General features: G+C 73.6%; 16 protein-coding genes. 6 read left to right on the forward strand and 10 right to left on the reverse strand.

The window, feature by feature from the left end; translation table 11 throughout:
• Window positions 1–16 precede the first annotated feature (16 nt).
• Window positions 17–1,363: a M16 family metallopeptidase gene (locus tag ACZ462_RS09555; RefSeq protein WP_467804539.1), complete on the reverse strand. Its 1,347-nt coding sequence runs from the start codon at window positions 1,361–1,363 to the stop codon at window positions 17–19.
• 236 nt (window positions 1,364–1,599) lie between these two features.
• Here ACZ462_RS09555 and ACZ462_RS09560 point away from each other — a divergent pair, with 236 nt between their 5' ends.
• Window positions 1,600–4,056, forward strand: a complete 2,457-nt coding sequence (locus ACZ462_RS09560) for a DNA gyrase/topoisomerase IV subunit A (RefSeq protein ID WP_467804540.1) — start codon at window positions 1,600–1,602, stop codon at window positions 4,054–4,056.
• 97 nt (window positions 4,057–4,153) lie between these two features.
• Entirely contained in the window at window positions 4,154–6,235 is a 2,082-nt protein-coding gene (locus tag ACZ462_RS09565; protein WP_467804541.1) for a restriction endonuclease, read from the forward strand.
• A gap of 13 nt (window positions 6,236–6,248) precedes the next feature.
• Here ACZ462_RS09565 and ACZ462_RS09570 read toward each other — a convergent pair whose 3' ends face one another.
• Together ACZ462_RS09570 and ACZ462_RS09575 are read right to left on the reverse strand one after the other, a co-directional pair.
• Window positions 6,249–7,412: a CobW family GTP-binding protein gene (locus tag ACZ462_RS09570; RefSeq protein WP_467804542.1), complete on the reverse strand. Its 1,164-nt coding sequence runs from the start codon at window positions 7,410–7,412 to the stop codon at window positions 6,249–6,251.
• Between the two features lie 14 nt (window positions 7,413–7,426).
• Window positions 7,427–8,593, reverse strand: coding sequence for a citrate synthase (locus ACZ462_RS09575; protein WP_467804543.1), 1,167 nt, complete (start codon window positions 8,591–8,593; stop codon window positions 7,427–7,429).
• 55 nt (window positions 8,594–8,648) lie between these two features.
• Between ACZ462_RS09575 and ACZ462_RS09580 the strand changes: the two genes are divergently transcribed.
• The 3 genes from ACZ462_RS09580 to ACZ462_RS09590 all read left to right on the forward strand — a co-directional run bounded on the left by ACZ462_RS09580 (window position 8,649) and on the right by ACZ462_RS09590 (window position 12,278).
• Window positions 8,649–9,905, forward strand: coding sequence for a citrate synthase (locus ACZ462_RS09580; RefSeq protein WP_467804544.1), 1,257 nt, complete (start codon window positions 8,649–8,651; stop codon window positions 9,903–9,905).
• 61 nt (window positions 9,906–9,966) lie between these two features.
• On the forward strand, window positions 9,967–11,583 hold the full coding sequence (locus ACZ462_RS09585) for a sensor histidine kinase (RefSeq protein ID WP_467804545.1): 1,617 nt from the start codon (window positions 9,967–9,969) through the stop codon (window positions 11,581–11,583).
• On the forward strand, window positions 11,580–12,278 hold the full coding sequence (locus tag ACZ462_RS09590) for a DUF7342 family protein (protein ID WP_467804546.1): 699 nt from the start codon (window positions 11,580–11,582) through the stop codon (window positions 12,276–12,278). The genes ACZ462_RS09585 and ACZ462_RS09590 overlap by 4 nt, the downstream gene beginning before the upstream one ends.
• A gap of 34 nt (window positions 12,279–12,312) precedes the next feature.
• Here ACZ462_RS09590 and ACZ462_RS09595 read toward each other — a convergent pair whose 3' ends face one another.
• The 3 genes from ACZ462_RS09595 to ACZ462_RS09605 all read right to left on the reverse strand — a co-directional run bounded on the left by ACZ462_RS09595 (window position 12,313) and on the right by ACZ462_RS09605 (window position 16,740).
• A complete protein-coding gene (locus ACZ462_RS09595; protein WP_467804548.1) occupies window positions 12,313–13,905 on the reverse strand; it encodes a solute symporter family protein in 1,593 nt (530 codons plus the stop codon).
• Complete coding sequence (locus ACZ462_RS09600; RefSeq protein WP_467804549.1) at window positions 13,902–14,420, reverse strand: DUF485 domain-containing protein; 519 nt, start codon at window positions 14,418–14,420, stop codon at window positions 13,902–13,904. The genes ACZ462_RS09595 and ACZ462_RS09600 overlap by 4 nt, the downstream gene beginning before the upstream one ends.
• 199 nt (window positions 14,421–14,619) lie before the next feature.
• A complete protein-coding gene (locus ACZ462_RS09605; protein ID WP_467804550.1) occupies window positions 14,620–16,740 on the reverse strand; it encodes a DNA gyrase/topoisomerase IV subunit B in 2,121 nt (706 codons plus the stop codon).
• Window positions 16,741–17,183: 443 nt separating this feature from the next.
• Here ACZ462_RS09605 and ACZ462_RS09610 point away from each other — a divergent pair, with 443 nt between their 5' ends.
• Window positions 17,184–17,417 carry a DUF7455 domain-containing protein gene (locus ACZ462_RS09610; protein ID WP_467804552.1) on the forward strand — a complete coding sequence of 78 codons (234 nt, stop codon included), beginning with the start codon at window positions 17,184–17,186 and terminating at the stop codon, window positions 17,415–17,417.
• 87 nt (window positions 17,418–17,504) lie between these two features.
• On the opposite strand, the gene ACZ462_RS09615 is transcribed toward ACZ462_RS09610, so the two are convergent.
• The 4 genes from ACZ462_RS09615 to ACZ462_RS09630 form a co-directional block, all read right to left on the reverse strand.
• Complete coding sequence (locus ACZ462_RS09615; protein WP_467804553.1) at window positions 17,505–18,446, reverse strand: serine protease; 942 nt, start codon at window positions 18,444–18,446, stop codon at window positions 17,505–17,507.
• 176 nt (window positions 18,447–18,622) lie between these two features.
• Complete coding sequence (locus tag ACZ462_RS09620) at window positions 18,623–20,197, reverse strand: RNA polymerase sigma factor (RefSeq protein ID WP_467804554.1); 1,575 nt, start codon at window positions 20,195–20,197, stop codon at window positions 18,623–18,625.
• Between the two features lie 429 nt (window positions 20,198–20,626).
• Complete coding sequence (locus ACZ462_RS09625; protein ID WP_467804555.1) at window positions 20,627–21,514, reverse strand: FadR/GntR family transcriptional regulator; 888 nt, start codon at window positions 21,512–21,514, stop codon at window positions 20,627–20,629.
• 191 nt (window positions 21,515–21,705) lie between these two features.
• Window positions 21,706–23,544, reverse strand: a complete 1,839-nt coding sequence (locus ACZ462_RS09630) for an ATP-binding cassette domain-containing protein (RefSeq protein ID WP_467804557.1) — start codon at window positions 23,542–23,544, stop codon at window positions 21,706–21,708.
• Between the last annotated feature and the right edge of the window lie 19 nt (window positions 23,545–23,563).

Raw genomic sequence — 23,563 nt, forward strand, 5'->3', positions numbered from 1 at the left:
ACGGCTGCGGTGTCGCTCACTGCTCCGCCCCCTCGTTCTCGTTCTCGTTCGCGTCGGAGTCGCCGGCGGCGAGGGGCTCGTAGACGAGCACCGCGCGGTTGTCGGGGCGCAGTCGGGCCGCGGCCACGGCCTGGACCTCCTCGGCGGTGATGTCGAGGACGCGCTGCACGGCGGTCAGCGCCAGCTGCGGGTCGCCGAAGAGGACCGCGAAGCGGCACAGTTCGTCGGCCCGGCCGGCGACGGTGCCCAGCCGGTCCAGCCACTCGCGCTCCAGCTGGGCCTGGGCGCGCTCCATCTCCTCGGCGGTGGGGCCCTCGGCGGCGAACCGGGCGAGCTCCTCGTCCACGGCGGCCTCGATGGCGGGCACCTCGACGCCGCTGGAGGTCTTCACGTCCAGCCAGCCCATCGAGGGGGCGCCGGCCAGGCGGAGCATGCCGAAGCTCGCGGCGACGGCGGTCTGGTCGCGGCGGACCAGGCGGTTGTGCAGGCGGGATGACTCGCCCCCGCCGAGGACGGTCAGCGCCACGTCGGCGGCGTCGCACTCGCGGGTGCCGTCGTGGGGCAGCCGGTAGGCGGCCATCAGGGCGCGGGCCGGGACGTCCTCGGTGATCTCCTCGCGGAGCTGGCCGCCCATGGTGTCGGGCAGCGTGCCGTCGCGCGGGGGCTGCTTGCCGTCGTGGGCGGGGATGGTGCCGAAGTACTTCTCGATCCAGGCGAGCGTCTGCTCCGGGTCGATGTCGCCGACGACCGACAGCACCGCGTTGTTGGGCGCGTAGTAGGTGCGGAAGAACGCGCGCGCGTCCTCCAGCGAGGCCGCGTCCAGGTCGGCCATCGAGCCGATCGGCGTGTGGTGGTAGGGGTGGGGCTCGGGGTACGCCATGGCGGTCAGCCGCTCGAAGGCGGTGCCGTACGGCACGTTGTCGTAGCGCTGGCGGCGCTCGTTCTTGACGACGTCGCGCTGGTTCTCCATGGACTCCTCGTCCAGGGCGGCCAGCAGCGAGCCCATCCGGTCCGCTTCGAGCCACAGCGCCAGCTCCAGCTGGTGGGCCGGCATTGTCTCGAAGTAGTTGGTGCGCTCGAAGCTCGTCGTCCCGTTGAGGGAGCCGCCGGCGCCCTGGACGAGCTCGAAGTGGCCGTTCCCCGGTACGCTCGCGGAGCCCTGGAACATCAGGTGCTCGAAGAGGTGAGCCAGGCCGGTGCGTCCCTTGACCTCGTGGCGCGAGCCGACGTCGTACCACAGGCAGACCGCCGCGACCGGGGTCAGGTGGTCCTCCGAGAGCACCACGCGCAGGCCGTTGGCCAGCCGGTGCTCGGTCGCTGTCAGGCCGCCGGAGCCGGCCTGGGCTGTGGCCGTGTGACCCATGGGCATGTGGTCCCTTCGATCGCGATGCAGAGAATTCCGTCAGACCTGCCACTGTATGCAAGCGTGCCGGGCGCCGGAGAAGTTCCCGGCCCGTACCCGGGTCGGGGTCGGGCCTGTCGGTGCGTCGGGACACAATGGTCCGCGACGACCCCCGTCAGCCCCTGTCACCAGATCCCGCCAGACCGCCCAGCCAGACCCCCAGCACATCCCTTTCTTGGTTAAGGAGCCGCGCAGCGATGGCCCGCCGCAGCACGAAGACCCCGCCGCCGGAGGACTTCGAGGAGAACATCCTCGACATCGACGTCGTCGACGAGATGCAGGGCTCCTTCCTCGAGTACGCGTACTCGGTGATCTACTCCCGCGCCCTGCCCGACGCCCGCGACGGCATGAAGCCGGTGCACCGGCGCATCGTGTACCAGATGAGCGAGATGGGCCTGCGCCCCGACCGCGGGTACGTGAAGTGCGCCCGCGTCGTCGGCGAGGTCATGGGCAAGCTGCACCCGCACGGCGACGCGTCGATCTACGACGCCCTCGTGCGCATGGCGCAGCCCTTCTCGATGCGCCTCCCCCTGGTCGACGGGCACGGCAACTTCGGCTCGCTGGGCAACGACGACCCGCCGGCCGCCATGCGCTACACCGAGTGCCGCATGGCCGACGCCACGTCGCTGATGACGGAGTCGATCGACGAGGACACCGTCGACTTCCAGGCCAACTACGACGGCCAGGAGCGCGAGCCGGTCGCCCTCCCCGCCGCGTACCCGAACCTGCTGGTCAACGGCGCCTCCGGAATCGCGGTCGGCATGGCGACGAACATGCCGCCGCACAACCTGGGCGAGGTCATCGCCGCCGCACGCCACCTGATCCGCTACCCGCACGCGGACCTGGAGGCGCTGATGCGCTTCGTCCCCGGTCCGGACCTGCCCACGGGCGGCCGGATCGTGGGCCTGTCGGGGATCAAGGACGCGTACGAGAACGGCCGCGGCAGCTTCAAGATCCGCGCGACGGTGTCCGTGGAGAACGTGACCGCCCGCCGCAAGGGCCTGGTCGTCACCGAACTGCCCTTCACGGTCGGCCCGGAGAAGGTCGTCGCGAAGATCAAGGACCTCGTCAACGCGAAGAAGCTCCAGGGCATCGCCGACGTCAAGGACCTCACCGACCGCGCGCACGGCCTGCGCCTGGTCATCGAGATCAAGAACGGCTTCCACCCCGAGGCCGTCCTGGAGCAGCTCTACAAGCTGACGCCGATGGAGGAGTCCTTCGGCATCAACAACGTCGCCCTGGTCGACGGCCAGCCGTTGACGCTGGGCCTGAAGGAGCTGCTGGAGGTCTACCTCGACCACCGCTTCGACGTGGTGCGCCGGCGCAGCGAGTTCCGCCGCGGCAAGCGGCGCGACCGGCTGCACCTCGTGGAGGGCCTGCTGGTCGCCCTCCTCGACATCGACGAGGTCATCCGGATCATCCGGGACAGCGACAACTCGGCGCAGGCGAAGGAGCGGCTCATGGAGCGCTTCTCGCTGAGCGAGGTCCAGACCCAGTACATCCTGGACACCCCGCTGCGCCGGCTCACCCGCTTCGACCGGATCGAACTGGAGGCCGAGCGCGACCGCCTCACCACCGAGATCGAGGAGCTGACCCGGATCCTCGAGTCGGACGCGGAGCTGCGCAAGCTGGTCTCCTCCGAGCTGGCGGCGGTCGCCAAGAAGTTCGGCACCGAGCGCCGCACCGTCCTGCTGGAGTCGGCGGGCAGCGCGGTCGCGGCGGTCCCGCTGGAGGTCGCCGACGACCCGTGCCGCGTACTGCTGTCCTCGACGGGCCTGCTGGCGCGCACGGCGACCGGGGACCCGGTGGCGGCGGAGGAGGGCGCGCCGCGCGCCCGGCACGACCTGATCGTCTCCCAGGTCGCGACGACGGCGCGGAGCGACATCGGCGCGGTCACCTCGCACGGGCGGCTGCTGCGGCTGTCGGTGATCGACCTGCCGCAGCTGCCGGACACCCACGCCGCGCCGAACCTGGCCGGCGGGGCGCCGCTGGCGGAGTTCCTCTCCGGGCTCGCCCCGGACGAGCGGGTCGTCTGCCTGACCTCGCTGGACGAGTCCTCCCAGGGCCTGGCCCTCGGCACCGAGCAGGGCGTCGTCAAGCGCGTCGTGCCGGACTACCCGGCCAACAAGGAGGAGCTGGAGGTCATCACCCTCAAGGAGGGCGACCGGATCGTCGGCGCGGTCGAGCTGCGCACCGGCGAGGAGGACCTCGTGTTCATCACCGACGACGCCCAGCTGCTGCGCTACCCGGCCTCGCAGGTGCGCCCGCAGGGCCGCCCGGCCGGCGGCATGGCCGGCGTCAAGCTCGCCTCCGGCGCCAAGGTGATCCACTTCTCGGCGGTCGACCCGGCGCGCGACGCGCTGGTGCTGACCGTGGCCGGCTCCCGCGGCACCCTCGACGACTCGGTGCAGTCCGGGAAGCTGACCCCGTTCGACCAGTACCCGCGCAAGGGCCGGGCCACCGGCGGCGTCCGCTGCCAGCGGTTCCTCAAGGGCGAGGAGCTGCTGACCTTCGCCTGGGCGGGCAACGCCCCGGCGCGGGCGGCGGCGGCGAACGGCGCCCCGGCCGCACTGCCGGCCGTCGACCCGCGCCGCGACGGCTCGGGCGCCGCGCTGCCCGCGGCGGTCTCCGTGGTGGCGGGCGCCGCGCTGTAGGGCGCAGGACGGCATCGGGTGGTACAGCCGGGGGACGTACCACCCGAATGCCGACTAGTGTTTTCCCTCCGGGTGTTGTGGGGGGAGTACACCGCTGATGAGTCGTCGGTCGGGCGGATTGATCGGGACCTGGGCCGAGGCCCAGCGGCGGCAGCAGCAGACGCAGCTGGTGCAGCAGCGGGAGGCCGAGCGCCGGCAGCGGGCCTACGAGCGGGAGGCGAACCGCAGCCACCGCCAGTACCGCGAGGCCGAGGCCCTGCGCCGCACCGCCGCGCTCGACGCCGAGGTCGCCGCGCTCAAGGGGCTGCTGGTCGCCGGCTGCCGCGCGCCGGCGTTCCGGATGGCCTCGCTGGTCCGCCCCGAGCAGGTGGCCCCGTTCGACCCCGGTGCGCTGGCGCAGCCCGTACCGCTCCCGCGCCTGGAGGACTTCCAGCGGCAGAGCAGCGGCTGGACCCTCGGCTCGCAGCACCGGGCGCAGGCGGAGCGCGAGGCCCACGCCCGGTACACCGAGGCCTGGCAGGCCGCGACCGCCGCGGAGGCCCGGCGGCAGCAGCAGCTCGCCGCGTACCGGCAGCAGTACGACCGGTGGGCGGCCGAGCAGCTCGCCGGGGTCCGCGAGCACAACAGCGGGCTCGCCGAACTGGGCGGCGCCCTGCGCGCCGGGAGCGCCGAGGCTGCCGTCGAGTACTTCTCCGCCGCCCTGTACGCCTCGACGGCCTGGCCCGAGGCGCTGCCGCGGCAGGTGGCCGCCGCCTACGACCCGGCCGCGCGCGAGCTGGTGCTGGACTGGGAGCTGCCCGGGTACGCGGTGGTGCCGGAGGCCAGGGCGGTGCAGTACCTGCCCAGCACCGACCAGGACAAGGTCCGGCCGCGCCCGGTGACGGAGCGGCGTGCCCTGTACCGGGACGTGCTGGCGCAGTGCATGCTGCTGGTCCTGCGGGAGCTGTACGCCGCGGACGAGTTCGGCGCCCTGGACTCCGTCGTCGTCAACGGCTTCGTGGACTGCCACGACCCCGCGACGGGCCGGGAGGCGCGGTACGTGCTCGCCTCGGTCTGCGCGGCGCGCACCGCCTTCACGGGGCTGCGGCTGGAGCAGGTCAGCGCCGTGGACTGCCTGGTGTCGGGGCTCGGCGGGCAGCTGTCGGCGCGCCCCGACCAGCGGACGGCGGTCCGGCCGGGGCGCCGGCCCGACGAGGTCGGCGGCGGCGTCGTCAGCCACGGCGGGGGCGCGGACGACAACGAGCCGGACCTGTTCGCGATGGACCCGATCGACTTCGAGAACCTGGTCGCGGAGCTGTTCCGGGCGATGGGCATGGAGGCGGTGACGACGCAGCGGTCGAACGACGGCGGCGTGGACGTGGAGGCGCTGGACCCCGCCCCGATCCGGGGCGGTCGGATCGTGGTGCAGGTCAAGCGCTACCGGAAGACGGTGCCGCCGACGGCCGTCCGGGATCTGTACGGCACCGTGCAGGACAAGGGGGCGAACAAGGGCGTGCTCGTCACGACTGCCTCCTTCGGGCCGGGTTCGTACACCTTTGCCAACGGCAAGCCGCTGGAGTTGGTTCCCGGGCCGGCCCTGGTGGAGCTGCTGCACCAGCACGGGCTGCGCGGCCGGCTCGGCCAGGCGGACGGCCCGGCGGCCGCAGCCGCGGCGGGCGGCGCGGACGCGGCCGGGTCCGGGGACGGGTCCCCGGCGGACCACAACGTCCTCGGGATGGCGTGGTCGGGGCCGGCGGCCCTGGACGTGTGCGCGCTGGTCTGCCAGGGGAGCCGGGTGCTGACGGAGGACCACTTCGTGTTCTACAACAACCCGCGCACCCCGGACGGCTCGGTGCGGGCCCACCCGCACGGGGCACCGGACAAGGCCGCCCTGGCCGTCGCGTTCGACGAGCTGCCGCAGGCCGCGGACCGGCTGGTCCTCGTCGCCGCGGTCGACCCGGAAGCCGACCCGCACGCCGACCTGACCGGCTTCACCGACGCCCGCATACGCCTCCTCGCGGCCGACGGCGCCGAACTGGGCTGCCTGGACGTCTCAGACGGCCGCCCGGGCGAGACCGCCCTGGTCCTGGGCTCCTTCCGCCGCCGCGCCAACGGCGACTGGGACTTCGTCGCGGGCGGCAAGGGCTACCGCGACGGCCTCGCGGCCCTCCTCGCCGACCACGGAGTCCAGGTGGCCTGAGGCCGGAAGCGGCCTACGCCTCCGCGGGCGCGGCGGTGTCCGCGGAGGCGGAGGCCGGGGGGTCCTCGGCGCGGACGTCCGCCTCCGGGTCGGCTCCGGCGGGGCGGGCGACGTAGCGGAGGATGCCCCACATCGCCTCCGGCCCGGCGTTCTGCGGGGCCGGCTCGCGGCAGGCGTCGAGTTCGCGCAGCAGGGCCGCCCCGTCGGTGCCGGACCCGATCAGGACGAGGCGGGTCGCCCTGGGCTCGCCCCGCCCCCAGGGGCCGGGCGCGAAGCGCAGGAACCGGCCGACGGCGTGGACCTCGTAGCGCTCCTCGTGGCCGGGGACGCCGAAGTACACGAAGCCCTTGATCCGGTAGAGGCCGGCGGGGCGCCGGTCGAGGAAGTCGATCAGGCGGCGGGGGCTGAGGGCCTGGTCGGAGGTGAACTCCGTGCTCTCGTACTGCGTGTGCGCGTGCCCGGTGTGATCGGTGGGGCCGCCGCCCCCGCAGCCGTCCCGCGCCTCGGCGATCAGGTCCTCGAAGGACAGCTGGCCCCGTGTCTCGGTCCACGGGCGGCGGTCGAAGAGCAGCTCGGGGTCGATGCGCCCGTGGTCGGCGGCGACGAGCGGGATCCCGGGGCACAGGGCGGCCAGTTCGGCCTCGATGCGGGCGCGCTCGGCGTCGTCCACCCGGTCGGTCTTGTTCAGCACCACCAGGTCGGCGACGGCCAGGTGGCGGTCGGTCTCCGGGTGCCGGGCGCGGGTCGCGTCGAACTCGGCCGCGTCCACGATCTCCACCAGTCCGCCATAGCGGACGGCCGGGTTCTCGCTGGCGGCCAGCATGCGGATCATCTCCTGCGGCTCGGCCAGGCCGCTCGCCTCGATGACGATCACGTCGATCCGGTGGACGGGATCGGAGAGCTTCTCCAGGTAGGCGTCGAGCTCGCTGCCGTCGACCGCGCAGCACAGGCAGCCGCCGCCGAGGGAGACCATGGAGTCGCCGACCTGGCCGGCCACCGACATCGCGTCGATCTCGATGGAGCCGAAGTCGTTGACCACCACCCCGATGCGGGTGCCGCCGCGGTGGGCGAGGAGGTGGTTGAGCAGCGTCGTCTTGCCGGACCCGAGGAATCCGGCGAGGACGACGACAGGGATCGGAGTGCGGGTGTCGGACCGGCCGGGCTGCCTGCTGTTCACCCCGCCGATCGTACTCAGGCGGGGACCGGAACCGGCCGGGGCGGCGTCGGCCCGGCGTAGCGCGCCGCCGGACGGATGATTTTCGAATCGGCCGACTGCTCCAGCACGTTCGCGCTCCATCCCACCACGCGGGCCGCGCAGAAGGTCGGCGTGAACATCGCGCGCGGCAGCCCGCACAGCTCCATGACGACGCCGGCGTAGAACTCGACGTTCGTGTGGAGCTCGCGGCCGGGCTTGAGCTCGGCGAGGATCCGCTCGACGTGCTGCTCCACCTGCACGGCGAAGTCGACGAGGGGGCCGCCGAAGCCGAGGGCGGTCTGGCGGAGCATGCGCGAGCGCGGGTCCTCGGTGCGGTAGACGGGGTGGCCGAAGCCCATGATGCGGTCGCCCGCGAGGACCCGCTCGCGGACCCACGGCTCGATGCGGTCCGCCGTGCCGATGGCGTCCAGGGTGTCCAGGGCCCGGCTGGGAGCGCCTCCGTGGAGCGGGCCGGAGAGGGCGCCGATCGCCCCGGTGAGGCAGGCGGCGACGTCCGCGCCGGTGGAGGCGATCACCCGGGCGGTGAAGGTGGAGGCGTTGAAGCCGTGGTCGACGGTGGAGACGAGGTACTGCTCGATCGCGCGGGCCGCGGCCGGGTCCGGCTCCTGCCCGGCCATCATGTACAGGTAGTTCGCCGCGTACGGCAGGTCGTCCCGCGGGGCGACCGGCTCCAGGCCCCGGCCGAGCCGGTACAGCGCCGTGAGCAGGGTCGGTACGGCGGCGCAGGCCGTGAGCGCGTCGGCGGCGCGCTGCTCGGGGTCCAGGTCGTAGAGCGGGCGGAACCCGGCGGAGGCGCCGAGCAGGGAGAGGGCGGTGCGCAGCCCGGCCAGGGGGCCCGAGGGGGCGGTGGCGCGGGCGAGGGCGGGCAGGGCGGCCGCGACGTCCGCGGGGAGTCTGCGCAGGGGCGCGATCTCGGCGGCGAAGGCGGCCCGACCGGCCGCGTCGGCCGGCAGCGCGCCGCGGAACATCAGGTGCCACACGTCCTCGAAGCTGCGCCGTTCGGCGAGCTCGACGGCCGAGTACTGGCGGTAGTGGTAGAAGCCCTCGCGGCCGCGGACATCGCCCAGGGCGGTCTCGGTGACCACGACTCCCGCGAGACCGCGGGGCACATCGACGGTGGTGTTCATGCATCGACCATCCATGATGGATTGAATCACTGTCAATATTGATTGAATCAATATATGTACCCTGTGCGTCATGGACGAGGCGCAGGGCGAACGGCGGATCAGCACCCGCGAGGCGGCACGCCTCCTCGGCGTCAAGCCGGCCACCGTGTACGCGTACGTCAGCCGCGGCCAGCTCACGAGTCGCCGCGACGCGGTCGGCAGGGGCAGCAGCTTCGACGCCGCCGAGGTGGAGGCCCTGGCCCGGCGCACCAGGCGGGAGGCGGCGCCCCCGGTCGGCGGGGAGCCCGTGGTCCGGACCTCGCTCACCCTGATCGAGCCCGACCGCTACTGGTTCCGCGGCGTGGACGCCGCCCGGCTGGCCGCCCGCCACTCCTACGAGGAGGCCGCGGAGTGGCTGTGGACGGGCACCCTCCGCCCGAACGCCCGCTTCACAGCCCCGCCGGACGCCCTCGCCGCCGCCCGCCGCGCCGTCGCCGCCCTGCCCGAGCACAGCGGGCCCGTCGACCGGCTGCGCGTGGCCACCGCCGCCGCGGCGGTGACCGACCCGCTGCGCTTCGACCTGTCGGAAGAAGCCGTGCTCGGCTCCGCCCGGCGCCTGATCCCCACCCTGGTCGACGCCCTTCCGCCGACCGCGCCGGAGCCCGGCGGCCCGGCGGAGGAAACCGCTCCGGAGGGTCCGCTCGCGGCACGCCTGTGGAGCCGCCTGACGGCGCGCGAGCCGGACCCCGCGGGCCTGGACGCCCTCGACCTGGCGCTCGCCCTGCTCATCGACCACGACCTGGCCGCCTCCACCCTCGCCGTACGGGTCGCCGCCTCGGCGCGCGCCCACCCGTACGCCGCCGTCTCGGCGGGGCTCGGCGTCCTGGAGGGCCCGCTGCACGGCGCCGCCGGACGCCTCGCCCACCGCACACTGGCCGAGGTCCTGGAGTGCGGCGGGGCTGCACCCGTGGTCGCAGAGCACCTGCGGGCCGGCCGCCCGGTCCCCGGGCTCGGGCACCGGCTCTACGCGGGCGAGGACCCGCGGGCGACGGCGCTGTTCGCCCGGCTCGAAGACGTCCCCGGGGCGGCTCCGGCGCTCGCCGCGGCCCGGGAGCTCGTCGCCACGACGGCGGCCGGCCGCGGCGGCCCGCACGCCAATGTGGACCTGGCCCTGGCCGTGCTCACCCTCTCCGCCGGGATGCCGGCCGAGGCCGGGGAGACCGTCTTCGCCGTCGCCCGGACGGCGGGCTGGATTGCCCACGCACTGGAGGAGTACCAGGAGCGCCCGCTCCGCATGCGCCCCACCGGCCACTACGAGGGCCCCCGCCCCCCGCGCCCCCTCCCCTGACCCGCCCCTGCCCTGCTCCGGGGATTCCCCTTCCGGCTCGGCCGACCTACGGTTGCCGGTCATGCGGTTCCCCTCCCCCGGCGCTCGGCGCATCGGGCTGCCCCGACGGGCCGTCTCGCAGATCCTCCTGACCCAGCTGGCCATCGCCGCCGGGGTCGCCGTCCTGGCCACCGGGCTGTTCCTGGCCCCGCTGAGCGCACAGCTCGACGACCAGGCCATGCAGCGCGCCCTCGCGATCGCCCGCAGCACGGCCGCCGACCCGTCCCTGGCAGCCGCGGTGCTGGGCTCCGCGCCGAGCGCCGACAGCCCGGTGCAGGCCACCGCCGAGCGGATCCGCCGGGCCACCCGCGCCGAGTACGTGGTGGTGATGGACCTCCAGGGCGTCCGCCGCTCCCACCCCGGCCCCGACCGCATCGGCCTGCCCGTCTCCACCGACCCCGGCGACGTGCTCGCGGGCCGCGACGTGATGGAGATCGACGAGGGAACCCTGGGCCGCACCGCCCGCGGCAAGGTCCCGCTCCTCGCCGCCGACGGCGAGATCGTCGGCGCCGTGTCCGTCGGCATCGCGTACGACAGCGTCCGCGCCCGGCTGCTCGGCGCCATCCCGGGCCTCCTCGCGTACGCCGGCGGCGCGCTGGCCGCCGGTGCACTCGCCGCCTGCCTCCTCTCCCGCCGCGTCCAGCGCCAGACCCGCGACCTGGCCTTCTCCGACATCTCCGCCCTCCTCGCCGAACGCGAGGCGATGCTCCACTCCATCCGCGAGGGCGTCGTCGCCCTCGACCCCGCCGGACGCATCCGGCTCGTCAACGACGAGGCCGCCCGCCTCCTCGGCCTCTCCCCCGCCCAAGGCGCCCGAGCCCCCGGCCGCCCGCTCGACGAGGTCCTCGGCGCAGGCCGCACCGCCGACGTCCTCTCCGGCCGCGCCACCGGCCGCGATCTGCTCACCGTCCAGGGCGCGCGCGTCCTGGTCGCCAACCGGATGCCCACCGAGGACGGCGGCGCCGTCGCCACCCTGCGCGACCGCACCGAACTGGAGCAGCTGCGCCGCGAACTCGACTCCACCCACGGCCTGATCGAGGCCCTGCGCGCGCAGGACCACGAGCACGCCAACCGCCTCCACACCCTCCTCGGCCTGCTGGACCTCGGCCTGCACGAGGAAGCCGCGGAGTTCCTCGCCGAGGTCGCCGGCGGCCGGCGCAGCACCGCCGAGCAGGTCACCGAGAAGGTCCGCGACCCGCTGCTGGCCGCACTCCTCGTGGGCAAGGCCACGGTCGCCGCCGAGCGCGGCGTCCCGCTGCGCCTCACCGACGGCAGCTTCCTGCCCGACCGCCTGGCCGACCCCGGCGGCCTGGTCACCATCGCCGGCAACCTCGTGGACAACGCCCTGGATGCGGCCGCCGGATCGGCCGCACCCCTCGTCGAGGTGGAGCTGCGCTGCGAGGACCGCACGGTGGTCCTCCTCGTCCGCGACAGCGGCCCCGGCGTGCCGGAACCCAATCGCGAGGCGATCTTCACCGAGGGCTGGTCGACCAAGCAGCCCCAGGGCCGGCGCGAGCGCGGTCTCGGCCTGGCCCTCGTACGCCGCATGGCGGAGCGGCAGGGCGGCACGGCCCGGGCCGGCGGGACAGCGGACGGAGGGGCGGAGTTCTCCGTCGTACTCCCGGAGGCCCTGCGATGAGCGGATCCCCGATCCACGTATTGGTCGTCGACGACGACATGCGTGTTGCCCGGATCAACGCGGCGTACGTCGAGAAGGTTCCCGGCTTCCGCGTCGTCTCCCGCGCCCACTCGGCGTCCGAGGCGCTGGAGCGTCTGGAGGACCGGCCCGTGGACCTGGTCCTCCTCGACCACTACCTGCCCGACGGCAGCGGCCTGGACCTCGTGGCGCGGCTGCGGCAGCTCGGCCACCGCACCGACGTGATCATGGTCACGGCGGCCCGGGACCTCGCCACAGTGCAGGCCGCCATGCGCCTCGGCGCCCTCCAGTACCTCGTCAAACCGTTCACCTTCCAGGGCCTCAGAAGCCGGCTGGAGGCGTACGCGGCCCTGCGCCGCACCCTGGAGACGGGCGGCGAGGCCGAACAGGCCCAGGTGGACCGGATCTTCGGGGTGCTCGCCGCGGCCGGCTCCCCCAACGAGCTGCCCAAGGGCCACTCCCCCACCACTGCGGAACTGGTCCGCCGCGTCCTGCTGGCCGCGGAGGGCCCCCTGTCGGCCCAGCAGATCGCCGACCGCGCCGGCATCAGCCGCCAGACCGCCCAGCGCTACCTCAAACTGCTGGACCGCACCGGGCGGGTGACGCTGGCCCTGCGCTACGGCGAGACGGGCCGCCCCGAGCACCGCTACGCATGGCGCCCTGCCGACTGCCCGTGACCTGCCGCCTCCGCCTCGGACGGCCGCCTCCGCCTCAGACGGCCCCGGCGCCGGTGAGGGAGCGGACCTCGGTCTCGGCGTGCTTGGCGGCGTCCGGCTCCTCCGCCGAGGCCACCGTCCCCAGCCAGCCCGCCAGGAACCCGAGCGGAATCGAGACCAGCCCCGGATTCTGGAGCGGGAAGCACTGGAAGTCCACCCCGGGGAACAGGGAGTCGGGGCTGCCGGAGACGACCGGCGACAGCACCACGAGCAGCACGGCCGGCACCAGCCCGCCGTACACCGACCACACGGCGCCGCGCGTCGTGAAGCGGCTCCAGAACAGCGAGTACAGCAGGACGGGCAGGTTGGCGGAGGCCGCCACCGCGAAGGCGAGGCCCACCAGGAACGCCACGTTCAGGTCCTGGGCCAGCAGCCCGAGCCCGATGGCCACCGCCCCGATGCCGACGGCGGCGGTCCGCGCCACCGCGACCTCGCTGCGCGCGCGGGCGCGGCGGCGCCGGAGGGAGGCGTACAGGTCGTGCGCGACGGAGGCCGACGAGGCGAGGGTGATGCCCGCGACGACGGCCAGGATCGTCGCGAAGGCGATCGCCGAGACCAGGGCGAACAGCACCGCCCCGCCGGTGGTCTCCGCCCCGCCGCCCAGGTGCGCGGCGAGCAGCGGGACCGCCGTGTTGCCGGAGGTGTGGGAGGCGCGGACCTCGGCCGTGCCGACCAGCGCGGCCGCCCCGAAGCCCAGCACGATGGTCATCAGGTAGAAGCCGCCGATCAGGCCGATCGCCCAGACCACGGACCGGCGGGCGGCCCGCGCGGTCGGCACCGTGTAGAAGCGGGACAGGATGTGCGGGAGCCCGGCCGTGCCCAGGACCAGGGCCAGTCCGAGGCTCATGAAGTCGATGCGGGCGGTCCAGTCGCCGCCGTACTTCAGCCCCGGGCCCAGGAACCGCTCGCCGTGGCCGCTGCGTTCGGCGGCGCTGGTGAGCAGCAGGCCGAAGTCGCCGTGGAAGCGGAGCAGGACGAGCACGGTGAGGGCGACCGCCCCGCCCATCAGGAGGACGGCCTTGACGATCTGGATCCAGGTGGTGGCCCGCATGCCGCCGAAGGTGACGTAGACGACCATCAGCGCCCCGACCGCGACCACGGTCAGCGTGCGGGCGGTGGTGCCGGAGTCCCCGAGCAGCAGGGCGACGAGGCTGCCGGCGCCGACCATCTGCGCGACGAGGTAGAGCACGGAGACGGTGACGGAGGCGGTCCCGGCGGCGATCCGGACAGGCCGCTCGCGCATCCGGGCCGCGACGACGTCGGCGAGGGTGAAGCGGCCGCAGTTGCGGACGAGTTCGGCGACGAGGAAGAGGACGACGAGCCAGGCGACGAGGAAGCCCACCGAGTACAGCAGGCCGTCGTAGCCGAACAGGGCGATCAGCCCGGAGATGCCGAGGAAGGACGCGGCGGACATGTAGTCCCCGGCGATGGCGAAACCGTTCTCCATCGGCGAGAACAGCCGTCCCCCCGCATAGAACTCCTCGGCGGAGCCGTGCCGGTGGCGGCTGACCCATGTGGTGATGCCCAGCGTCACCGCGATGAAGGTGCTGAAGAGGACCAGAGCCAGCGTCTGGTGCCCGGCGGTCACCGGCCGGCCTCCCGGCCGCGGGCCCGCCCGCGCCCGCGCTCCTGCTCGAAGACGGTCCACCGCAGATCCAGTGCGGCCCGGTCCCGGCGCAGCCGGGCGTGCCGGGCGTACGCCCAGGTCAGGAGGAAGGTGCTGAGGAACTGGCCGAGGCCGGCGAGCAAAGCCACGTTGACCGCGCCGGCGACGGGACGGGCCATGAACCCGGGCGCCGCGGTCGCCGCGACCACGTAGGCCACGTACCAGAGCAGGAAGGCGGCGGTCGCGGGGACGACGAACCCGCGGTACCGCCTGCGGACCTCCTGGAAGGCGGCGCTGCGCTGCACCTCCAGGTAGATCTCCGACGCGGCGGCCGGGGTCGCCCGGCCGCCTGCCGGCTGCGGCGGCGCTTCGCCGGCCCGGCCCTCGGACCCGCCGTCGACCTCGCCGTCGCCCTCGCCCCAGCCGACGGCCAGCGCGTCGTACCAGGGGTCTTCGAGCCGGATCGTTCCGGCGTCGGGACCTTCGTGCTTGTCCACCGAACTCTCCTTGTCCGCTGCCGCCTTGGCGGCGTGCCACAAGGATGTGCGGAATGAGTGGTTTCCGGACTGGTGTACCGGCGCTCTTCACTCCAACAGGTGACGGGGCGGAGGGGCGGGCCGGTGCGGGCACACAGCGGCGGGCCGCACCGTCCGAGGTGCCGGCCCGCCGCCCCGCCCGGGTGCCCCGGGCCGCCTGTCAGGCGTCGATGCGTGAGCGGTCCAGGGTGGCCGCGGAGCTGGTGATGAACTCCTTGCGGGGGGCCACCTCGTTGCCCATGAGCAGGTCGAAGACCTGCTCGGCCGCCTCCAGGTCGCCGATGTTGATCCGGCGCAGCGTGCGGTGGCGCGGGTCCATCGTCGTCTCCGCCAGCTGGTCCGCGTCCATCTCGCCCAGGCCCTTGTAGCGCTGGATCGATTCCTTGTAGCGGATGTTCTTGCGCTGGAATTCGAGGAGGGTCTGGCGGAGTTCGCTGTCCGAGTACGTGTAGACGTACTTGTCCTGGCCCCGCTTGGGCTGGACCAGCTCGATCCGGTGCAGCGGCGGCACGGCCGCGAAGACCCGCCCCGCCTCGACCATGGGGCGCATGTAGCGCTGGAAGAGCGTCAGCAGGAGGCACCGGATGTGGGCGCCGTCCACGTCGGCGTCGACGAGGAGCACGATCTTGCCGTACCGCGCGGCGTCGATGTCGAAGGTGCGGCCGGAGCCGGCCCCTATGACCTGGATGATCGCCCCGCACTCGGCGTTCTTCAGCATGTCCGAGACCGAGGACTTCTGGACGTTCAGGATCTTGCCGCGGATGGGCAGCAGCGCCTGGAATTCTGAGTTCCGGGCCAGCTTCGCGGTGCCGAGGGCGGAGTCGCCCTCGACGATGAAGAGCTCGCTGCGCTCGACGTCGTCGCTGCGGCAGTCCGCGAGCTTGGCGGGGAGCGAGGAGGTCTCCAGGGCCGTCTTGCGGCGCTGGGCCTCCTTGTGCTGGCGGGCCGCGATGCGGGTCCGCGCCGCCGCGACGACCTTCTCCATCACGGCGCGCGCCTGCTGCTTGTCGTCGCGCTTGGTGGAGGTCAGGAAGGCCTTGAGTTCCTTCGACACGACGGCGGCGACGATGCGGGCGGCCGCCGAGGTGCCGAGCACCTCCTTGGTCTGGCCCTCGAACTGCGGCTCGGCGAGGCGGACGGTGACGACCGCGGTCAGCCCCTCCATCGCGTCGTCCTTGACGACGTCGTCCTCGGCGACGCGCAGCAGCTTCGCCGAGCGGAGCACCTCGTTCAGGGTCTTGGTGACGGCGCGCTCGAAGCCGGTGATGTGGGTGCCGCCCTTGGGGGTGGCGATGATGTTCACGAAGGACTTGACGGTGGTCTCGTACCCGGTGCCCCAGCGCAGGGCGACATCCACGCCGAGGTCGCGGGTGACCTCGGTGGGGGTCATGTGGCCGCGCTCGTCGAGGACGGGGACGGTCTCCTTGAAGGTGCCCTGCCCGCTCAGGCGGAGGACGTCGCAGACGGCCTTGTCCTGGGCGAGGTAGTCGCAGAACTCGCTGATGCCGCCGTCGAAGCGGAAGGTCTCCTCGGTCTTGCCGGCGCCGTCTATGCCGCGCTCGTCGCGCACGACGATCGTGAGCCCGGGGACGAGGAAGGCCGTCTGGCGGGCGCGCTGGTGCAGGGTCTCCAGCGAGAGCCGGGCGTCCTTGAGGAAGATCTGCCGGTCGGCCCAGTAGCGGACGCGGGTGCCGGTCTTCCCCTTGGCGATGCGCTTGATCTTGCGGAGGCCGTTGGCGGGGTCGAACGGGCTGTCCGGACCCTGGCCCGTGAAGGCGCCGGGCACCCCGCGGCGGAAGCTGATCGCGTGGGTGGAGCTGCCGCGGTCGACCTCGACGTCGAGTCGGGCGGAGAGGGCGTTGACGACGGAGGCGCCGACGCCGTGGAGGCCGCCGGAGGCGGCGTAGGAGCCGCCGCCGAACTTGCCTCCGGCATGCAGCTTGGTCATGACGACCTCGACGCCGGACAGGCCGGTCTTCGGCTCGACGTCCACGGGGATGCCGCGGCCGTTGTCCCGGACCTCGACGGAGGCGTCGTCGTGGAGGACGACCTCGATGTGGTCGCAGTAGCCGCCCAGGGCCTCGTCGACCGCGTTGTCGATGATCTCCCAGAGGCAGTGCATCAGGCCGCGGCTGTCGGTCGACCCGATGTACATGCCGGGCCGCTTTCGGACGGCTTCGAGGCCTTCGAGGACGAGCAGGTGCCGCGCGGTGTAGTTGGAGCCGTCCCGGTCTGCTCCGGACAGCAGCGCGCTCGAAGGCACGGACGTGTCGGCGGTCACGCAGTTCGCTCCTCGCTGAATTTCATTTCTGGACCCGGTGGTGCACGGGGTGGGTCGGTTGCCCGTCGAAGGGTACCGAGGCCTGGTAGAGCCGATGCAACGCCACCCTCGTGCTGCATCAGCCTAGTGCAGATCCGCACGGATGTTCGATCCCCCGAGCGGGTGAAGCAAACATCACGTTCCCTTCGAGGCATGAACCATTTAGGGTTCGGGCACGTCCTCATGAACAACCGGCACTCACGCCGGGGAGGACGACTGCGACAAGCGAACGACTGACAACGCGAAACCGTAAAGCAACGCAATACGGCTCCTTCGCCGCCAACCGGCAGCAGCCGGCCAGCTTCGGAAGGAAGTTTCGAGGAAAAGCCGCGAGCGGGAACGTTTTCGGCCTGGTTGGATGTTGACCCTGGTACGACAGCTCGTCGAGCTAGAGAAGAGGCGACGTGACTACTGTTCTGACACCCGCGACCCCGCTGACGGCCGCTGACCGATGCGACCGTTGCGGCGCCCAGGCATATCTGCGCGTCGTCCTGCTGAGCGGTGGTGAACTGCTCTTCTGCGCCCACCACGGGCGCAAGTTCGAGCCGGAACTCAAGAAGATCGCCGCGGAAATACAGGATGAGACCGAGCGGCTCACGTCCGCTCCGGCGGCGCACGCCGACAACGAGGACCGCTGACAAGCCTGCACCTCGCATCCGACGAGCCAGGACCGGCAAGGCCGGTCGACGGGCGGCATTTCCGAGATCCGGAAGTGCCGCCCGTCCTCATGTCCGCGGTGCCGAACGGGAGGGATGCCCCTGTTCGGCCCGTACGGGGGCCTTGGAGCCGCTTTCGGCGCCCCACCCGGCGTCCGGGGCCGCCCGGCGCTGCGGGACCGCCTCCGGCCCGTTCACGAAGGCGGCCAGCGGTGCGATCCTGGTGTAGACGCCCGGGCTGTCGGCGCGGCCGCACCCCCGGCCCCACGACACCACGCCGATGAGGCGGCCCTCGGCGACGAGCGGCCCGCCGCTGTCGCCCTGGCAGGCGTCCCGGCCCCCGCGGGCGTGTCCCGCGCACACCATGGATTCGGGCCGGTACTCACCGTCCGCATCGCCCGGGTACGCCTCCCGGCACGCCTCGTCCGCCAGTACGGTGACCTGGGCCGCCCGCAGCCCGAACGCGTAGTCGCCGAAGCCGCTGGTGTCGCCCCACCCGTACACGGCAGCCTGCGCCCCGGCCCGGTAGCCGGGGTGGTCCTTCCCGGCGAGCGGCAGCACGTGCTGTTCGGCGAGCGCCTCGGCGAGTTCCAGGACGGCGAGGTCGCCCGCGTTGCTCCGCGTGTCGTAGGCCGGGTTCACCCGCACCGAGCGGACGGCGACTTCCCTGCCCTCGTCCGCCCGCAGCTGCGTGCGCCCCGTGATGACCCGCAGGTCGCGGACGGCCTCGACCGGGGCGCCCAGCACCTCCCGGCTCAGGCAGTGGGCGGCCGTGACGACCCGGGTGGGGGCCACGAGCGCGCCGCCGCAGAACTGCCCGGCCCGCGTTCCGCCGAACCGGTCACGGCTGGCCAGGGCCACCACCCAGGGGCTGTCCGCCACCTTCACCGGCCTGCCGCCGATCACGATGCTGTCCGCGGCGGCGTGGGGTGCTCGGGCCAGCGGGGCGGCGGCCGCTCCCGCCACCAGGGCCAGCGCGCCCGCCAGAGCACGGGAGATGGGTCGACGCATCGGGCCTCCTGACGCTGGGTGTGCGCTTCTGCACCCAGAGTGGGCCGTCCGGCGGGCATGCGCACCCGCGCGCGGTGCCGGCCAGGGGTTGCGCGGACATCACGACAGGGCCCGGCAGCCCCCTGCCGGGGATGCTGCCGGGCCCTGTCGGCGGGCGGCGAGCGCGCCGGGGGGAGCTAGTCCAGGTAGTCGCGCAGGACCTGGGAGCGGGAGGGGTGGCGCAGCTTCGACATGGTCTTCGACTCGATCTGGCGGATGCGCTCGCGGGTCACGCCGTAGACCTTGCCGATCTCGTCCAGGGTCTTGGGCTGGCCGTCGGTGAGGCCGAAGCGCATGGACACGACACCCGCCTCGCGCTCGCTGAGGGTGTCCAGGACGGAGTGGAGCTGCTCCTGCAGGAGCGTGAAGCTGACGGCGTCGGCCGGGACGACCGCCTCGGAGTCCTCGATGAGGTCGCCGAACTCGCTGTCGCCGTCCTCGCCGAGCGGGGTGTGCAGGGAGATCGGCTCACGGCCGTACTTCTGCACCTCGATGACCTTCTCGGGGGTCATGTCGAGTTCCTTGGCCAGCTCCTCCGGGGTGGGCTCGCGGCCCAGGTCCTGGAGCATCTGGCGCTGTACGCGGGCGAGCTTGTTGATGACCTCGACCATGTGCACGGGGATGCGGATCGTGCGGGCCTGGTCGGCCATGGCGCGGGTGATCGCCTGGCGGATCCACCAGGTGGCGTAGGTGGAGAACTTGTAGCCCTTGGTGTAGTCGAACTTCTCGACCGCGCGGATCAGGCCCAGGTTGCCCTCCTGGATCAGGTCCAGGAAGAGCATGCCGCGGCCGGTGTACCGCTTGGCCAGGGAGACCACGAGGCGGAGGTTGGCCTCCAGCAGGTGGTTCTTCGCCCGGCGGCCGTCCTCGGCGATGATCTCCAGTTCGCGCTTGAGCTTGGGCGCCAGCTTGTCGGAGGTGGCGAGCTTGTCCTCGGCGAACAGGCCGGCCTCGATGCGCTTGGCGAGCTCGACCTCCTGCTCGGCGTTGAGCAGGGGCACCTTGCCGATCTGCTTGAGGTAGTCCTTGACGGGGTCGGCGGTGGCACCGGCGACGGCGACCTGCTGGGCTGGGGCGTCGTCCTCGTCGTCGGAGATGACGAAGCCCTTGGCCTCGCCGCTCTCCTCCTCTTCCTCGACCTCGCCCTTGACCTCGCCGGGGCCCTCTTCCAAGGGCTCTTCCCCGCCGGCCTCGTCGGCGTCCTTCTTCGCGGCGGTCTTCTTGGCGGCCGCCTTCTTCGCCGCCGCCTTCTTGGCGGGGGCGGCCTTCTTGGCGGCCGTCTTGCGCGCCGCCGTCTTCTTCGCGGCGGGCTCCGCTCCGGGCTCCTGCTCCGCGGCGCCGACGGGCTCTGGGTCCACCGCTTCGGCCGCCGGTTCCGCGGCGGCGACGGTCCGCGCAGCCGTCGTCTTCGCCGCGGCGGTCCTGGTGGCCGCCCGCTTGGCCGGGGTCTTCGCTGCGACGCTCTTGCGGGTGGTGCGCTTGGGCGACTCCGCGGCACTGACCATCAGCGTCACACCCTCTTCCTCGAGGATCTGGTTGAGGCTGCGCAGAACATTCTTCCACTGGGTCGCAGGAATCTGGTCAGCCTCGAAGGCCCGACGTACGTCATCGCCGGCGATCTGCCCCTCGGCCTTGCCCCGCTCGATGAGCGCCATCACAGATTCGGATTCGGCGATCTCCGGCGGGAGCGTACGGGATGTGCTGGCCGACACGAACAACCTCTCGGAACGATGGGAACGGCTTCCGACCCCGGACCGGGTGGTGCTGGACCGGAGCCGACGACCACCGACTGGGGATGGGCCGGGGGCGCGGGCAGGGGCCGGGGAGCTTCACAGCACCCGCAAGGGCTGCTGTTCCCTCCGTCGGCCATCACCTCTCTAGGTCATCGCGTGACCTCGCAGAGCGTTACGCCCAAAAATTCGTGGCCGTGGTCACACGCCCGCGGCGGGCCGCGGCCGGGGGCGTGCGGCGGGCCATGCGCGGCGGGGCGGACGGGCGCGGGGCGGCGGGAGCCGGAGGGCGGGGGACGGTCCGGGACGGGCGCCGGGTGGCGTTGGAGGGGCTGTCCACACCGGTGTCGCCGGACCCCGCCGGGTCCGGCGACGTGTGCGAGTACCTCCGCGCCTCCCGTCCGCCGCCGCTCAGTGCTCGCGCGGGGCGGGGACCACGCGCTCGACCTCGGGGTGCACGGTCAGCAGCTGCCGCATGGCGCTCTCGGCTCCCGCGGCGTCCCCCGCGGCGAGCGCCTCCAGGATCCGGGCGTGGTGGGCGACGCACGCCTCGCTCGGCCGGTCGCAGGTGGTCGTCGGGCTGCCGGAGACCTGGAGGGCGGCGGAGACGATGCCGGAGAGGTGCTCCAGCATGCGGTTGCCGGCGACCTGGATGAGGAGGGCGTGGAACTCGTTGTCGGCGCGTGCGAAGGTGATCGCGTCGCCCTGGCCGAGGGCGTGCCCCATGATCTCGACCATGTCGGCGAGGCGCTGCTGGACGTCGGCGCGGCCGTGGCCGGCGGCGAGGCGGGCGGCGAGCGGCTCGATGGTCCAGCGGAGCTCGTTGAGCTCGCGGCGCTGGTCGTCGCGCTGGGGGCCGAAGGCCCGCCACTCGATGATGTCGGGGTCGAGGAGGTTCCAGTCGGCGACCGGCCGGACCCGGGTGCCGACGTTGGGGCGGGCGCTGACGAGGCCCTTGGCCTCCAGCACGCGCAGCGACTCGCGGACCACCGTGCGGGAGACCTCGAAGCGCTGGCCGATCTCCTCGGGTACGAGGGGGCGGTCTGCCCCGAGGTCGCCGGAGACGATCATCTGGCCGAGCTGCTGGACGAGTTGGCCGTGCAGGCCGCGGCCGCGGCTGCCCGCCGGGCGTCGGCCCACTCGGCCCAACTCGACGTCGGCGCCCTCCCAGCGGGGTGTGGCGACGCGGTCGGCCCCGGGGGTCTCCGCGTACGGGTAGCGGTCGAGTTCGCCCGGGCCGGCGAGGCCGGAGTCGGCATGGCGGGCGGCGGTCATCATGGTGTGCGCAAGGGTACTCACGAATCCTTTGTCGGCCGCGCCCCCAAGACCCTTGAGGTCTTTGCTGAAAAGCACACGAAAGGGTGATCGGTGCCACCTGCGCAATTGACGACTTATCGTAAAGAACCGGGCCGTTTACGGGGGGTTGCGGTCCCGTTCACGTGTAGCGGGCGCTTCCGGTCGGACGGCGGACGCTCCCGACTGCCAAGCGGTCACCATCGGACACGGCTGCGCAGTCCGGTGAACCCATAGGCGCACAACAGGACCATCAGCGACAACGCCAGTGCCGCGCCGACGGGTTGGGCGATCACCCGGAGGGCTCCGGTGACCATCCGGTCCGCCTCGGGGGGCCACTGCGCCCAGGCGAGGGAGCGCAGCCGGGCGGCCAGGCCGGCGACCGGGTACGCGGACGGGCCGTGCAGCACCTCGCGCAGGAGCGGCACCACGCCGACCGGGACGGCGAGCACCGCGGCCATGCCGGCGGTCGCCGACCGGAAGACCCCGGAGGCCAGCACCCCGGCCCAGGCGCAGCCGACGAGCAGGCCGGCCCAGCTGGCCGCGGGGACGGCCCAGTGCTCGGGGGTGCGCAGGGGGCCGCCGCCGAAGACGAGCTGCACGGCGGCGGTGTCGGCGGCGACGGCGAGGGCGCCGAGGCCGAGGGCGAGCGCCGCGCCGACGCCGAGCTTGGCGGCGAGCAGGCCGAGCCGGCGCGGCACAGTGCCGCGGACCGCGGCGAGCGCCGGGTAGCGGTACTCCTCACCGAAGGCCATGGCTCCGAGCAGGCCGGCGCCGAGGGCGGCGGGCGGCAGCGGCAGCAGCTCCGGCCAGCCGGCGAGCATCCGGTGCTGGGAGCCGTGGCCGGCGCGGGCCAGGAGCACGGCGAGGACCGCGGAGACGCAGACGACCGCGGCGGCGGTCAGGGCGGGTGCGGAGGTACCGAAGACGCGCAGCAGCTCGTAGCGCAGGGGGCGCAGCGGGCCGCCGACGCGGCGCACCGCGGAGGCGGGCCCGCAGGCGGCCCCGGGCCAGGAGCCCGTCGCCGCCGGAGCCTTGCTCCCGGCTTCGGCGGCGGCTCCGGTCGCTCCGGCGTCCGGGCCGGGCGCCTGACCGGCGGGAGCGGCGGCCGCTCCGCCGCCGGCGGAGCCGGTACGGGCGGGCGGTACGGCGGCCGCGGGCTCGCGGGTGTCGCCGGTCTCGTCGGCGAGCTGGTGGACGAGCACGCCGTGGCGAAACGCCGCCTCGCCGACCTCCGGGCAGCTGCTGCCGTAGACGGCCAGCCGGTTGCCGGCCTCCTCGACGATCTCCACCGGGCGCTGCCCGGCGCGGGCCTCGCGGTTGAGGACGTCGGCCAGCCGGGCGGCGTGCGGGGTGCGTACGGCGACCCGGGGCCGCAGCCGGGTCCGGGCGAATTCGGCGGCGCCCTGGTCGGCGACGAGCCGGCCTCGGTCGATGCTCACGACGCGGTCCGCGCCGCGGGCGGCCTCCTTCGCGTCGTCGGTGGTGAACAGGACGGCCCCCCCGAGGGCTGCGTGCCCGCGCAGGAGGGTGTGCATCCAGCCGCGGTCGCGGGGGGAGAGTCCGGCGCAGGGTTCGTCGAGGAGCAGCGTGCAGGGGTCGGCGAGCAGGGCGGCGGCCAGGGCCACCCGGCGGTCCATGCCGAGGGAGAGGGAGCCCAGGCGTTCGTCGCGCAGCCCTGCGAGGCCGACCACCTCCAGCACGGCGTCGGCCCGCGAGGCCGGCACTCCGGCGGCCGCGCACAGCATCCGCAGCTGGCCGCGGACCGTCCGCGCCGGGTTGCCGGGGACGTCGCCGAGCAGTACCCCGACCTCGCGGCTCGGATGCGGGATGCGGTGCAGCGGGCGCCCCCGGAAGTAGGTGACGCCCCGGCCGGGTTCGAGTTCCAGCATCAGCCGCAGGGCGGTGGTCTTGCCCGAGCCCTGGTCGCCGAGGAGCGCGGTGACGGCGCCGGGGAGGGCCTCGAAGGTGAGGTCGTCGACGAGCGGCGGGAGGTGTCGCCGGGGGCGGCTGGTGAGTCCGATGGCCTGGAGCATCGCTTCCCTCGCGGGGGGT

This window comes from Streptomyces sp. NPDC031121, from assembly GCF_055570615.1.